Here is a 14,740-nt window from a genome sequence, read left to right on the forward strand (position 1 = left end):
TTTTCAACAAATGGGTTAGCCATTTATTGTTAAGGCTCTTTCTGCACTTTTATATCCACGATTATATAGGATTGCGTTTCACCGGCAACAAATTCATTGATCCTGATCGCGCCTTTGATGCCATTGCTTTTTTTGAACAAAACGATCCTGGGCACTACGGCAGCATCGAATTGCTGCCATGCTGCTTCACTTTTCTCTATAGGGATCGCCCTCAGGGCGGCATCGGTTGTCATTGCATCAAAAACAGCGGGCGTCATGAGGGAGGCGTATGGTGAGCTTTCAATCGAATTGATGATGGTCACATTGGCTGCACCCGGAATGGGATCGAATACATATGTAGCGGCGGAATCGGGGCTGGTAAATCTGTTGTACACAAAGTTCTTGTTCAGGCCAAAGAACACAATGTCCACTTCCTTACCATCGGCCGAAAGATCATCGCCTGCTTTAAACTTTTTTCTCAGGCTGGTAGAAAAGAAACTTCCCATACTGCCATGGGCAGTGTTAATGCCTAGTTTTACCCCCGAAAAGGTACGCAGGTTGGTATTCGGCAATACAGTAATGGTATGCGAAACAGTTCTTGTTTCCTTTTTATTATCTGCTGTAAGTGTTACCGTATAAGTGCCCGGTGCGTCAAAACGGATCTGCGGAGTACTGTCGGTGGGGTTACTGATCGTTCCTCCGGTTGTTGTCCATTTCCAGCTGAGGCCGCTGATGGAAGTATTCTTCAGGGTGGCTGTCAGCGGCGCCTGGTAATCTTCATCATCAAAAGAGGGCTCAATGGAGAAAGCCGGCGCCAATACCGGTTTCAGTGTAATGGTCTTTGAAAGGGTAAATTCTTTGCGGCCATTGTTTACCGTGAGTGTTATCACATGGTCACCGGCCGCTGCAAAGCTAATGGTGCCCGGATCCTGTGATGAGGCCGTAGCAGGTGAACCGCCGGCGAAAGTCCAGCGCCAGGAAGAGGCGCCCACCGTCTTATTATGTATTTTCACCTGGGCAGGCGCAAATTCGTTCACCAGGACCTCGGGCATAAAATCAATGGTTACCGAACTGTCCCATGCCAGAAGAACCGTTTTTTCTTCGCGGCTGTCAGCATTCCATGTTTCCAGTTTTATATGGTAGGAACCGGCCTGGTTAAAGACCACTTCGCCCGGATCGCGTTTATCGGAGGTAGCAGGGCTTCCGCCCTCGAATGTCCATTTGTATTGATTTCCGCCGGATGAGAGATTGGTCAGCCGGATCTTTACCGGAACGGTAAAATTATTATTCACGATCTCATAACTGAAATCAGCATGTGCAGGAATCACCTGTTCCCTTTTACAGGAACAGATCATTACAGCCGATACATACAATGATATAAACGGCCATAGCAGTTTATGCAAGTTCATGTGACAGGTTTAGGGTATCTGATTAGTTAGTGCAAATGGAAAAAGACCTGTTCAAACTATTGCAATGCGGCTATGGTATAACTTTCGGCGAAAGCATGATCTGGCAGGAAATGGTGCGGATACGTGTACAAATTTTTCATAGAGGATGGGGGTTAATGATATTTACGACAAAGTAATAACAATTTTTGACTTGTTCAATATGCAGTGAAAAAATGCCCAGAAACAGGGAGTGTGTTGGTTACCGGCAGATATACTTCAAGCTGTTTCGGGCGCCTGTAACGTCTTCTAACGTTCGAGATTACAGTTATAATAAAAAGATCATGTCTTATCAATGTTATCGTTATCAAATTATTATGTCAACGGCTTAGTCACGGGTCATGCACGTCTCTCTTTTATGTACTGCATATATTTCTTTAATGCAATGATCCGGCCGGCCAGGTGGCTATAAGAAGCACCCCGTATAGTGTTATAGGTTATATTCGCGCCAAAAATCACCGCCGGCTGGTTCGTGGTTTGCGGTATCCCGGCAGTTGCAATGCCATCAGCCTGCTCATAATAACGGCATTGTTCTTTGCACTTTGCCATAAACTCGCTGCAACGCTGGTATTCAAGTTCCCAGTACGCCCATCTTTCTACTCCTTCATCGGGCTGGAACAAAACAGATTTGTACAGTAAGGTGAGGTAATCGATCAGGCCGAGGAACTGAGGTTGTAAGCTTTTATAAAAGTGGTCCTCTTCCTGTTGATCGGCAAAGCGGTAATTTTTTACCAGTTCTTCGATATTTAACCAGGCATGCATGGCGATGCGAAATGCACGCTCGATCCATTTCCCTTCATCATTGGTTTGGCAGGCGCCGGTCTTCAAGTGGAGCTGCGCGGTTCTATACGCCAGCCTGCATTGTTTCCATAAATATGAATTTTCCATACAGCAGTTATATAAGGGTCCAAAACTGATTTTGAACAGTCGCCGTAACCGGCCTCCTACTTAATACGATCGACCGGCGCCGGAATACTAAGTGGTTTCAAAAAAAATTTTAAACAGGCGCCCGAAGGCGCTAAAGAATGTCGTTTATTATTGGGCCCATTGATATCACAATTCCAGCCACTTATATTCAAAAAAAGGGCTGACCCGTTCTACCGGGTCAGCCCGCATGATATTAATCAAGATCTTTTATTTCTCTTTCTGCACTTTTATTCTTTTATGATGATCGGCGCTTCTTAGATCCGGAAGATATACTCCCTGAAGGAGTTTGCTTCCATCCGGTAAGCGCTGGCCGATTGCAATTCACTATTGACCATTGACCATTGACCATTGACCGGTGGAGATATTTCTTTCTTTCCCGGATCTAGCGCAAGTTTTTCGGCGATGATCCCTTTTTCGCCGGAGATTGTTTTTATCTGGCGGGAAATAGATTGTTTTGCCGGAAAATAATCATGCGCTTTCATTCGGAGGATCCCTTATTTCCCACAATGATCGTTTTTCCCTGGTGCGAAACCTTTTTTCCCCGGCAGTAAGTTTTACTTTTTCCGGTTATGATCAATTTTTTTCCAGAACCAATTCACTTATCCTTAAAACAAGGCGTTTAGTTGCGAATAATAGCTTAGCCGCACCTGCTGACAGCTTTAAACAGCTCAGTACATGATTACTTTTTCTCGTTTCCTGATCCTTTTACCGGAATTGTAAGCTTTAGATTGCCGATAGTAGGCTGTTGACCATCGATGACCTGCTGCTGACTGTCGAAACCCGGTTATTTATCACTGATAGTAAGTCGTTTATTGCCAACAGTAAACTTATTACTGTCGATAGTAGACTATTAATTAAGAATACTAAACTTGATTTTTACAATATCAAGTTTAAAAAGCCTGCGTAGATCCTTTTTGTTATGATCAATCCGCTTTTTGCTGCGATCATTTCCCTTTTTAACGGAATGAAAACGGTTTTTGGCGCCGTTTGTACATTAAAAACTGGCAAAACGAGCTTATTGAACCCGATATTTAATTTATGAACAGGAAAAATAATGTTATCAGTGAGTGAAAAGTAATTATCCTGCCCGTATTTTACTTACTGTACCCAGTTTCATCGAAAACGACTTTAGCGGCTATTCTTAGTCTTTCCCCTCTACCAAAAACTTATTCAGGTTTTGCAACAACGGATCCGAGGTATTTGAATTGGTAAATATGGCATAGCCCATTTTCAGGTCTTTATATACTTCAAAGCGGCATTTAAAATCGCCATTATTGCCGCCATGGCCAAACGATCTACCCCAGGGCGTTTCCCGTATTTCCAGGCTCATGCCCATGTAGGTGGGCACCTTGGGCTTCTTAGACGAGTCGTCAAAATTATATTCAGAATGTTTCGACAAAATGGTATCATAGGTTTGCGGTTTCAACCCTTTTTGCTCCAGCAGGTTCAGCATAAAGCGCGTGAAAATTTTTGCTTCGGTATGCATGGAATAAGCCATGCCCGGCTGCTCAGGCAGGTCATTCTTACTTGGACGGCCATCATAGTGGCCATAGGCTACCATGCGCTGTAAAGAATCATTTTTGGAAAAAAATGTATGGTATAAACCGATGGGCTCAATCACTTCTTCCTGCAATACCTGTTCTACTTTTTTACCGGTTATTTTTTCCACTACCAGTTTAAGGTATTCGAAGCCTTCGCCCGAGTAGCCAAAGGAAGTGCCCGGGGTGAAGGTGATGTTCAGTTTCTGATCTGCATTCATCCAGCGCCAGTTGGGAAAACCAGTGCGATGGGTTAACACATGCCGGCCGGTGATCAGCTTGTACCGCTCGTCATGCTCAATATCCTTGTAAGGAAGATATTGATATAAAGGTTTATCCAGGTCTATAACACCTCGTTCAGCCAGCCGCTCCACGGCATACGCAAATACCGGCTTGGTGATAGAAGCGGCTTCAAACAGGGTGTTCTCAGTTACCTTTTCACCGGTGATGGCATTGCTAACCCCGTAGGTTTTATGGTAAACGAGTTTACCATCTTTGATCAATGCCAGTGACACACCGGGTATTTTATAATAGCGGCGATAGGTTTCTATAAAACGATCAACCTGATCAGTAGTGGCGCTCGTAAAATCCAGTAACACGCCTTTGTCAGGAACCAGGTCGGGCGCCGGTGCCACCGGAATCAGCAGCGGAGGCGCGATGGTTTTTTGCCCCGGTTTTGCCACCACGATCACCGGCGCTTTTACCGTGGCCATATATAGTTTCTCGTCATTTTTAAAATAAGGCTCCGCCAAGCTGATCCCATACTTGCCGGCAGGAACAGCTACCGAATAATTTCCCAGGCTGTCTAATGCGGCTTCGATCCAAAGGTTTTTATTGTCTACTGCGCTCAGGCGTACGTGCGCGGGTAACTTGACGGCAGCTCCTTTATCCCAATTGAATTTTCCTGAAATGGTTGACAGCTTTGCGGTCACTGGTAATAAGATAATATCACCAAGGCTTTTTGGGTCCATATATTTGGAACCGCCCCTGCCCCAGCCTGAATAGCTGAAACTGCCATCGCCATCTTTATCGAATACATGAAAATCAAAGCCGATCGATTTACCAACTACCATTTCTTTTCCCAATTTTATGCGCCATTCATAGATGCGGGTGCTGCCCTGCCGTGCAACAGCGATCTCAGTAATATCCCAGGATGCTGCGCTGGCAAAGGGATCGAAAAAAGCGTTGTTCGTATATTTCAGATGTTTGGTATACAGGAAGGAAACAACACCCGAACCAGTGAGCAGGTGACGGGCATCCAAACTCAGTTCCAGTCCATCCTGGGTATTCCATCGTACGCTTTTAGCCGTGTCTTCAATAAAATCATCGTCTGTTATAGTAAATGCGATATATAATGATTGATCTTCCAGCCGGTAGCCCAGCTGAAAAAAGCCGGAAAAATCAGCATCGTCTTTTGGTTTTGTATCAGAGGGATGCATGGCAATGAAATACTTTGCAGCATCTTTCGGCCAGTCGGTCAACTGGCCGTCAATGGTGATCTTTCCCAGCGGATAGGCATGGGCCACGCTGCCGTTATGGGCCAGCGCCTGAACAGTTAATAAGATAATGGCAGCGAACATGAAAATTGTCCTGATCAATGATCTTAATGGCATATTCAACGTTTAAAAAGTGAAGGATAACAAGTATGAAAAACACCTGAGACGAACCGGCGAATAAATAAGTTACAACAATGGCCGGTAATAACTCTTTTTTAATGTAGCTTCTCCTGGCTAAATGTTGCATGTGTGCGGCCGGCCGGTATTTTCGTTGCAGGTACCGTTAGTAAACGGTTATGTTCGCTTTGTATTGGAACCGTTCACTAATGTATCAAAACCGTACAGTACCAGGAAATGCTGATCTGTAATCAATTTGTTCTTATGTGGTTGTAAACTGGCACCTGATTAGTAAAAGGTTTCAGATCAATACTGATTCAATAATTCAAAGCTATGCTTAAGAGCTATTTCAAGATCGCCTGGCGTAATCTTTTCAAGAGCAAAACATCCTCTATTATTAATATCAGTGGTTTGGCTGTCGGTTTAACGGTAACCATTCTCATTGCGCTCTGGATAAAAGATGAAGTGAGTTATAATACCTATCATAAAAATTACGATCGTATCGTACAGGTACTGCAGCATCAGCTCTTCAATGGCAAATGGCAAACGCAGGAAGCGAATCCGGCCGCCATGGGCCCCGAGCTCCGCCGGCTCTACGGCAATGACTTTAAGTATGTAGTGCAATCGTCATGGAACGGTCCGCTGGGACTTGCCTATGGCGATCAATTATTTCTGAAACCAGGCAGGTATGCCGAGCCCGAGATCGTGGATATGCTAAGCCTTCAGATCCTGAAAGGCTCAAAAAACGGATTGAAGGAAATGAATGCGATTATGCTTTCCCAATCTGTGGCTACCGCCATCTTTGGTAAAGAAGACCCTATCGGCAAGATCCTTCGGGTTGAAAATGCTGCCGATGTTAAAGTCACCGGCGTTTATACAGACCTGCCGCACAATACCAGTTTCCGGACCATGGAGATCATTCTCCCCTGGCAATTGTATCTCAGCCAGAATCCATGGATCGCCAAAATGGAAAATCCCTGGGGCAGCAATTTCACCCAAACCTATGCGCAGGTAGCCAATGATGTGAACATAGATAAGCTGTCGAAAAAGATCAAAGATGTAAAATTGAACAAAGCGGATGAATGGGGTAAGCGGTATAAACCTGTCGTATTTCTGCATCCGATGCGCAAATGGCATTTGTATGGCGATTTTAAGGATGGCATCAACCGGGGCGGGCGTATTGAAACGGTATGGTTGTTTGGGATCATCGGCATTTTTGTCTTGCTGCTGGCCTGCATCAACTTTATGAACCTGAGCACCGCGCGGTCTGAAAAAAGAGCCAAGGAAGTGGGTATCCGTAAAACGGTTGGTTCAGCAAGAACCCAACTGATCGCACAATTCTTTAGTGAGTCGGTACTCACGGCATTGATCGCATTTTTTATTTCCTTATTACTCGCCAGTTTGATAATGCCATTTTTCAATTCGGTGGCCGAAAAGAAAATGGTCATTCCCTGGGCGAACCCGCTGTTCTGGCTTGCAGGTGTAGCCCTTAGTATACTTACCGGTTTACTGGCAGGATTATATCCGGCATTGTTCCTTTCTTCCTTTCAACCGGTAAAAGTGCTTAAAGGCACTTACCGGGCCGGGCGATATGCTTCGCTGCCAAGAAAAGTGCTGGTGGTAGCGCAATTCACCATTTCTATCGTACTCATCATCGGCACTATTGTAGTATACAAACAGATCAACCTGGGCATGAACCGGCCGATCGGTTACAACCGCGATGGACTGATCATGCACCGGGTCTCTGAAGCCCTGCATAAACATTTTGACGCCATAAGAACAGATCTGAAAACGGCCGGCGCTATTATTGAGATGACGGAATCTAACAGTCCGACAACCGGAGTATGGAGCACCAATGGCGGTTTCGACTGGCCAGGCAAGGACCCGAACCTGGGCGTAGATTTTCCCAATAATGGCGTGACGCACGAGTATGGGAAAACGATAGGCTGGAAGATAAAACAGGGCCGCGATTTTTCGAGGGACTTTGCAACGGATACCTCGGCCTTTATTTTAAACGAGTCGGCAGCTGCTTATATTGGGATCAAAGATCCGGTAGGCAAAGTCATTCGCTGGGATGAGAAACCATTCACCATTATTGGTGTGGTGGAAGACATCCTGGTAGAGTCGCCATATAAGCCGGTGCGTGCAGCGCTTTGGCATATCTCGCCTGAACAGCAGAACTTATTTATCCTGCGGATCAACCCTACATGGAGTGCAAAAGATGCATTGAACAAAATAGAAGCTGTTTTTAAAAAACACGATCCTGCAACGCCTTTCAAGGCGGATTTTACCGATGAAGAATTTGCCAAAAAATTCGGTAATGAAAAACGCATCAGCACACTGGCTACTTTTTTTGCGTTGCTGGCGGTTTTTATTTCCTGTCTGGGTTTATTTGGATTAACCTCGTTCATGGCCGAACAACGGGTAAAGGAGATCGGTATCCGCAATGTATTAGGCGCCTCTATTTTAAATATCTGGCAATTGCTGTCGAAAGATTTTATACTGCTTGTGCTATTGTCCTGCGTGATCGCTATTCCGCTGGCCTTTTTCTATATGAGCAGCTGGCTGCAGAAATATGATTTCAGAACCAATTTATCGTGGTGGGTATTTGGCGTGGCAGCCATAAGCGCTTTGGTCATTACGATGATCACTGTAAGTTTCCAGGCTATAAAAGCCGCACTGGCCAATCCGGTGAAAAGTTTGCGTACTGAATAACCGGCTACATAAAAAAGCCCTTCCGGGCTGCACCGGGAGGGCCTGATGTATAACTTTATCGTACCTGCGACGTTTATCGGCGCCACGATCCGTTTTATTCCTGTTGGAAGCCAACCGCTTCCAGCGCCAGGTTAAACACCTGATCATTCGAAATAAGCACTTGGCCCCTGCCTTCTTTCACAACAGCAGCTATTACACTGTATAAAAAGAACTGCAAATGATTTTTGCCTGCGGCATGGCAATAAAGATTTTTGAGTTCAATGGCATTACTATTAGCGGCCTCATTATTTTCATCGGCCTTGGGGAAAGTGAACCAGGCACATGTTAATAAGCGATCGTTTTCGACCCAGGTAAAACAATGCTGACCGGTCTCCAACCGAAACATCGCATTGGCCACAAAATCCCATCTGGTTATGCCGGTCCCTTTTTCAGCCCTGAATTGCAGCAAATGATCGAGATTGTCTTTTTCCAATGCTATTGTTGCCCCTGGCATCAATTCGTTGGCTGGTATTACATAACGCCTGGCAACAGCTTCTTTTTGTAAGCCTTTGCCCATCTTTTTTATTAGCGCCCTAATACTTAGGTGCCGGAGCCGGTAAAAAAATTTCCTGTATGTAAGTTCAGCCGTCATGGGCCTTATGCCTGCCGCAAGGAGGCGGGTATGGATATATTTACGTACACGCTTTTTTATTTGATATAACGGATCGTTGCTGACCATCAATTCATGCACTTCATCATGCTGGTTAGCCAGCTTGTCTTTATAAGAATCATAACCTGGTGTAAGATCAAAATACTGCCTCTTTTCTTCATGTAACTTCTTCGCTAAAAATGAAAAGTGTAAAAGACCCGGTGAATAGGCCCTGGCTTCAAAGGGTGAATGACAGCTGAACCCTGACAGGTACACCCACTCATTACCTGATACACCAACGACCCCCGCAAATGTTTTTCCGTTCACTTTTAATATGGTTACATGCAGTAATTGCCGGCGGAACAATTCCAGCAGTAATTCCTTCCTGGCCGGGTCGTCCCTGAAGTGGTGCTTGTTAAACAAAGCGCTAAACCGGAAATCATACAAAATGGCCAGTTCATCCAATATAGTTTTAAAACTGGCTATATCCGTGATGCACTCGAGCTGTACCTCACCCAATCTTTTCAGGCGGTTTAACTTGTTCCTGAACTGCCTGCTCTTTAATAATTTGGCATGATCTGGCTGATCCAAATTTATCAATGGCCGCGTATAGGTCTGCAGGGTGCCATACCGGCGCCAGATTTTATCGTTCTTCAGCCAATGCAGGGGAGTGCCCGGAGGTAAATATCTGAAAGTGATGGGGTGGCCCGGAAACATTTTCAGGAGTTTGGCAAGCGCATCCTTTATGAACGATTCACCATAAGCAGGTACTGCCAACCAGGACTGGTATTCAGCATCATAATGCCCTGCACCTGTGATCCTTTTCCCTTTTTTCGGCCGGTCTCCTGGCTGCGTATCCAATAAAGCCATTGGTAATACCCCAGCAAGTTGTCCATTTTCTACGGCTATTACCAGTACAGGAAGATGTTTGTTGCAATAGACCTGATACCAGGCTGTAATGTAAGGCCTGCCCTGAAATACAGTAGCCCAGGTACAGGTTTCAAAAAGCGCATCCAGACTTTTCTGAAATTCCGGTTTCTGTAATAATTCAATGACTGCAGAACCGGTAAGTAACTCAATGGTGTAGGTATTTTTAAAGTGGGTGTCTGGTACATCAGCAACCGTTGATGTAGGAAGTAATGCTGGTATTTGATCTTCACGCAGTTCGTTTTGGGAATCCATAGCTACTTGCATCGTTAGTTATTTTCTGTTGGGGGAATTATAGTTGAATTTGTCCTGGTTAATTTGTTCAGCCTGTTGCCAAACGTATCGTACGATGATCACTGTTAGTATACGTTCAAACCTCACGCTTGCTTTAAACATAGCCAGTCATAGTATTATCCGGTAATACTACCAATGATCAATTAAATGGATGGGATTAACACAGAAAGATACCTGGTACCGCCGGCATTCATTAAGATATTTGACTATTACCTAGAGGGGTAATTATAATTGGTTTATAAATTACTCCTTTTTTCCAAGTTGCCCAAAATCTTTTGATTGACAAGCCCAAAAGATTGTCATTGATCAATTTTGGCATGAAGGAAGTCAGCGGTTTTGCAGAAAAACGCAGCAATAAATTCGCATATTCTTTAATATGAGCAGGAAGCAGTCCGTCTTTGCAGACCCGGTGTGGCGGCTTTTTGAATGTTAGTTTTGCTCTACCCAAACTTCGATCTCAACATTGTAGCCTATATCGAAGTATTTGACTACTTTTTTTCTAACATCGGTAGTAACAGCACCCGCATCCCCGGCTATGGGAAGGATCTCAAAATAATGGTCGTGTGTAATTACGACTTTATACAAAATTTCGGAGTACAGAAGGTGACGATGAATAAACCTGATCTTATCACCCGGATTTACTTTTTGAGTGGAAGTAAGGGTTTTCCACATGGTAAATAGGATTTGGATTTTTGCCTAAACGTACAATTGATCCCGAAAAATAAATACTTAAAATTTATTAAGCAATTTTTTCAGGGATATTCCTTGTTCCGGGCCTGGCCGTAGCTGGTTGATAGTAGTTATTCGAACGCACACGTACTTTTACTGAACTATAATGCAATAAGTCCGAAAGCAAATATGCATTCGGACTTATTGACTATTCAACATCACAGATCAATAACCTGTAGTATCATTGCCATTGTTGGTACCGTCATCATCATCATTACCATAATCATCTTTCCCTCTTACCTGAACTATCTTATACAGTTTACCGGTATTACCCGATGGGCCCAGCATAGAAGAAACGGTGAGATAGATCTCTCCTTCATTGTCCTGGCCAAAACCTCTCAGGTAGTAACCGATATCACCGGGATGACTCTTTAACGAAACTTCCTCATAAGGCCATGAACTTCCGGCAGGGGTGGCTGCAAAAAGTTCCCCATTAGGCGTTGTGGGTGTTTGCGAAAAAGTTCCGAAAATATATTTGCCATGCCAGCCGTGGATCGAATGGCCGCGATACACATGACCGCCGATAACGGTAGTAGCCCTGCCACCAGCCGGATTTTGCCAGTTGTTAAGTTCTATTACCGGATCGATCAAAGGATTTCCCAGATTATCAAGGGTGGGACAAGACGGCAAGACCTGCAGTGCATTGGCTGCATTAAAACAATGCCTGCCCTCTTTTACATTCCAGCCATAATTGCCACCTTTCCTCACTACACTTATTTCTTCCCACAGCAACTGACCGGCATCACCTGCAATTAAGCGGTGGCCAGCGCCCATATCGAAGGAAAAGCGGTAGGGATTACGAAAACCAAATGCATAAATTTCATCTCTTCCTGCCTGGTTTACAAATGGGTTATCGGCAGGAATGCCATATGGTTCACCTGCATTGACATCGATACGCAATATATTGCCGAAGAGATTTGCCTCATTGTCCTGGCCGTTGCCGCCCCTGTTTACCGGATACCAATCCTCTACATGACCAACAGCAGTATCGTTCGCTCCGCCCCCGTCACCAATCGAAATGTATAGGTATCCATCGGGACCAAAAGCCAGGGTGCCGCCATTGTGATTGAACTGGGGATCATCCCATTCCAATAACACTCTTTCCGTGCTCAGGTCGGCTCTTTTTTCGTCACAGTTTGCCCTGAACTCTGAAATACGGCTTAGATTGTTCCATGGAACGCCCGGAGCAGGCCCGCCGGCCCGGGGCGGAAGTTGATAATACACATAAAAACGGCAGTTATTTCTATAGTCGGGGTGAAAGGCCAAACCTAACAGACCACGTTCGTCGAAAGCAGGATTTAATGGCACTAACCTGCTGCTGATATCCATAAAGGGCGTTGATACTTTATTACCATCGTTATCAATTCGCCAGATCTTTCCTATCTGGTCAACTACATACAGGTTTTGACTGCCACGTACAGAAACCAGTTGAATGGGAGACACGAAACCATCTGCAATGAGTTTTATATCAACAGCCCTGTTCTTTTTGGGTACATCGATCTTCTTACAACCCGGTATAATAAGCATACTTATAGATACCATAAAAAATGATACTGCAAATGCGCTCATGAAACCGCTGGGTTTGTCAGGTAGTTTAACTTTCATAACAAATCAATTTTGGTAAATGAATAATACAATTTTGCCAACAGAACATAGGTCTCTGGATCATTCTTTCTTTGTGATCTTACCTGGGGGATATTGCAATAACACTTTGGTACGACTGGTAAAAAATTGTGCAATTAAAACCTCAAACTGTACTTCGTAATCAAGCAGGATACTAAAGGGAAGGGAATAACTAAAATAGACAATGTTGAATAATAGCGGTCATATCAATTAGTATGCAAACTTTATTCCTTGTAGTAACATTGTATGCCGCAGCCATCGGGGCTGCGACACAGGTCAACAATTCCGGCAGCAGCACGTTCAGATCTGGCTAAAAACAGTACCTTTAATACTATTGCATGTTTAGTGAATAGGAATTAAGGCAGCTTAGCAGCGGGGCGGCGCCCGGCGCCTGCTGGAACAGCATCTTAAATAAACGAACAACTTATAATATAAATACAACCGCATGCCTACTAATGCATCGCACACGGGTAACCAGCTGATACAGGATAATGAAGCAAAATTCTTTCTGGCCTCAGTTATAGATACGCTGCAGGATTCTGTTGTAACTGTAAACCTGGATGGTATGGTCACAAGCTGGAACAAGGGTGCTGAGCGATTGTATGGTTATCCCGCCAAAGAGATCATAGGGCGATCTTTAGGTATGGTCACCTTTGCGGATGACTTTAGCGATCTTCTGAAAAAAATTGAAAGTATCAGGCAGGGAAAACAAGTGGCATTATACGATACCGTAAGGATCCATAAAGACGGTCAACATATTCATCTTGAGATAACGTTATCGCCTGTTAAAAATGACAAAGGAGCCGTTATTGGCGTTTCTACTGTTGCCCGCGACATAACCGAGCTTCGTAAGGCCCAGGAGGCACTGGCTGGTTCTGAAAGCAGGCTAAGGGCGATCGTGGAAGCAGCAGTGGACTTTGCCATTATCACCCTCAACGAACAGGGAGATATCATTGATTGGAACAGTGGTGCAGAGATCATGTTCGGTTACCTGAAAAACGAAGTGATCGGCAGTCACACGAGGATCATCTATACGGCTGAGGACCGGCAGGGAAAAATTCCGGAACTTGAAATTGAGGCGGTAAAAACGACCGGTCGCTCCATTGACGAACGCTGGCACTTACATAAAGATGGGACCCGCTTCTTTATGAGCGGTGTCATGACGCCTATACATCAGGGCGACATAAAAGGATATGTAAAAGTAGGCCGCAATATTACCGATCGCAAGTTAACGGAAGAAGCGTTGATGCTCTCCGAACAGCGGAAAAGCCTTGCGATGAAATCTGCCGAAATGGGTGAATGGGAATGGGAACGGGAAAGCGACAAAATCAAATTAAGTGACCAGGTAGCTTTGCTGATAGGATTACCCGGCCGACAGCTTTCTGTAGCGCCCGATGCCCTGCTCGAATATATCTATCCCGGCGATGAGCAGTTGGTGCAGGAACAGTTACAAAATGCATTCAACGGCCTGAATATTTTCAATACAGAATGCCGGATCATCAGAGCCGACAACCAACAGGTGAAATGGGTAAATATATATGGGCGGGTCCTGTCTCACACCGATAACCAGGCGACTAAAATGATCGGCGTCATTTATGATATCACCCCGCGAAAAATTCTCGAAAAGCAAAAAGATGATTTTATAAGTCTGGCCAGTCATGAACTTAAAACACCACTCACCGCCATAAAAACGTATAGCGAACTGCTTCATGAGAACTTCGAAACTTTCAACGAAAGTGAAAATGCGCTTTTACTTGGTAAATTAAATGGCCAGGTTGAACGGCTTGTGAAGCTGATCCAAAACCTGCTCGACTCCAGTAACCTTTCCGAGGGCCGGATGAAATTATATTCCCAAACCTTTGATCTGAATGCCCTGGTTGAAGAACAACTGGAAACACTCAGATCAATTTCGCCTGACCATCGTCTCATTTGGAACCCGGGAATAATCTCACTCGTTCACGCAGACCGCGAACGCATCGCCCAGGTATTGACGAACTTCGTTTCCAACGCTGTAAAGTACTCGCCCAACCATACTGAAATTATTATTTCCACCGAGGACAAGCAAGATAAAGCGATGCTTAGTGTGAAAGATCAGGGCATAGGTATCCCTGCCGAAGCCCGGCAATTCATTTTTGACCGCTATTACCGCGGTGAACACGGGCCCGAGGCGAAAGGTTTTGGCCTGGGATTATATATCTCTGCAGAGATCATTAAACAACATAATGGCACAATAGGGGTATCATCGGAACCCGAACAAGGTTCTACCTTTTATTTTATGTTGCCATATAGCTGATGGTTAATAAGATCAATTTGATGGATCTG

9 protein-coding genes are annotated in these 14,740 nt (G+C 44.7%); 2 read left to right on the forward strand and 7 right to left on the reverse strand.

All coding sequences use genetic code 11. The annotated features are described in order from the left end of the window. Nucleotides 1–29: 29 nt before the first annotated feature. The 4 genes from JT717_RS22290 to JT717_RS22305 form a co-directional block, all read right to left on the reverse strand. On the reverse strand, nucleotides 30–1,388 hold the full coding sequence (locus tag JT717_RS22290; RefSeq protein WP_205513254.1) for a PKD domain-containing protein: 1,359 nt from the start codon (nucleotides 1,386–1,388) through the stop codon (nucleotides 30–32). Nucleotides 1,389–1,763: 375 nt separating this feature from the next. Beyond that, the gene (locus tag JT717_RS22295) at nucleotides 1,764–2,312 is read right to left on the reverse strand and encodes a hypothetical protein (RefSeq protein ID WP_205513255.1); all 549 of its coding nucleotides are present in this window, start codon (nucleotides 2,310–2,312) and stop codon (nucleotides 1,764–1,766) included. Nucleotides 2,313–2,605: 293 nt separating this feature from the next. Next, complete coding sequence (locus JT717_RS22300; protein ID WP_205513256.1) at nucleotides 2,606–2,833, reverse strand: hypothetical protein; 228 nt, start codon at nucleotides 2,831–2,833, stop codon at nucleotides 2,606–2,608. 659 nt (nucleotides 2,834–3,492) lie between these two features. After that, nucleotides 3,493–5,502 (reverse strand): serine hydrolase, encoded by a 2,010-nt coding sequence (locus tag JT717_RS22305; protein WP_205513257.1) that lies wholly within the window; start codon nucleotides 5,500–5,502, stop codon nucleotides 3,493–3,495. A gap of 333 nt (nucleotides 5,503–5,835) precedes the next feature. On the opposite strand from JT717_RS22305, the gene JT717_RS22310 reads away from it, so the two are divergent. After that, on the forward strand, nucleotides 5,836–8,217 hold the full coding sequence (locus JT717_RS22310) for an ABC transporter permease (protein ID WP_205513258.1): 2,382 nt from the start codon (nucleotides 5,836–5,838) through the stop codon (nucleotides 8,215–8,217). 94 nt (nucleotides 8,218–8,311) lie between these two features. On the opposite strand, the gene JT717_RS22315 is transcribed toward JT717_RS22310, so the two are convergent. The 3 genes from JT717_RS22315 to JT717_RS22325 all read right to left on the reverse strand — a co-directional run bounded on the left by JT717_RS22315 (nucleotide 8,312) and on the right by JT717_RS22325 (nucleotide 12,400). Beyond that, the gene (locus JT717_RS22315) at nucleotides 8,312–10,039 is read right to left on the reverse strand and encodes a GNAT family N-acetyltransferase (RefSeq protein ID WP_205513259.1); all 1,728 of its coding nucleotides are present in this window, start codon (nucleotides 10,037–10,039) and stop codon (nucleotides 8,312–8,314) included. A gap of 456 nt (nucleotides 10,040–10,495) precedes the next feature. Next, the gene (locus JT717_RS22320; protein ID WP_205513260.1) at nucleotides 10,496–10,738 is read right to left on the reverse strand and encodes a hypothetical protein; all 243 of its coding nucleotides are present in this window, start codon (nucleotides 10,736–10,738) and stop codon (nucleotides 10,496–10,498) included. 222 nt (nucleotides 10,739–10,960) lie between these two features. Beyond that, nucleotides 10,961–12,400 carry a PQQ-dependent sugar dehydrogenase gene (locus JT717_RS22325; protein WP_205513261.1) on the reverse strand — a complete coding sequence of 480 codons (1,440 nt, stop codon included), beginning with the start codon at nucleotides 12,398–12,400 and terminating at the stop codon, nucleotides 10,961–10,963. A gap of 463 nt (nucleotides 12,401–12,863) precedes the next feature. On the opposite strand from JT717_RS22325, the gene JT717_RS22330 reads away from it, so the two are divergent. Continuing rightward, on the forward strand, nucleotides 12,864–14,711 hold the full coding sequence (locus tag JT717_RS22330; protein ID WP_205513262.1) for a PAS domain-containing sensor histidine kinase: 1,848 nt from the start codon (nucleotides 12,864–12,866) through the stop codon (nucleotides 14,709–14,711). Nucleotides 14,712–14,740 lie beyond the last annotated feature (29 nt).

The organism is Longitalea arenae (assembly GCF_016924755.1).
Lineage (GTDB): Bacteria > Bacteroidota > Bacteroidia > Chitinophagales > Chitinophagaceae > Niastella > Niastella arenae.

Coding starts and splice junctions, on each gene's coding strand:
- JT717_RS22290 (WP_205513254.1), bottom strand. CDS start 1,388: ATGAACTTGCATAAACTGCTATGGCCGTTTATATCATTGTATGTATCG.
- JT717_RS22295 (WP_205513255.1), bottom strand. CDS start 2,312: ATGGAAAATTCATATTTATGGAAACAATGCAGGCTGGCGTATAGAACC.
- JT717_RS22300 (WP_205513256.1), bottom strand. CDS start 2,833: ATGAAAGCGCATGATTATTTTCCGGCAAAACAATCTATTTCCCGCCAG.
- JT717_RS22305 (WP_205513257.1), bottom strand. CDS start 5,502: ATGCCATTAAGATCATTGATCAGGACAATTTTCATGTTCGCTGCCATT.
- JT717_RS22310 (WP_205513258.1), top strand. CDS start 5,836: ATGCTTAAGAGCTATTTCAAGATCGCCTGGCGTAATCTTTTCAAGAGC.
- JT717_RS22315 (WP_205513259.1), bottom strand. CDS start 10,039: ATGCAAGTAGCTATGGATTCCCAAAACGAACTGCGTGAAGATCAAATA.
- JT717_RS22320 (WP_205513260.1), bottom strand. CDS start 10,738: ATGTGGAAAACCCTTACTTCCACTCAAAAAGTAAATCCGGGTGATAAG.
- JT717_RS22325 (WP_205513261.1), bottom strand. CDS start 12,400: ATGAAAGTTAAACTACCTGACAAACCCAGCGGTTTCATGAGCGCATTT.
- JT717_RS22330 (WP_205513262.1), top strand. CDS start 12,864: ATGCCTACTAATGCATCGCACACGGGTAACCAGCTGATACAGGATAAT.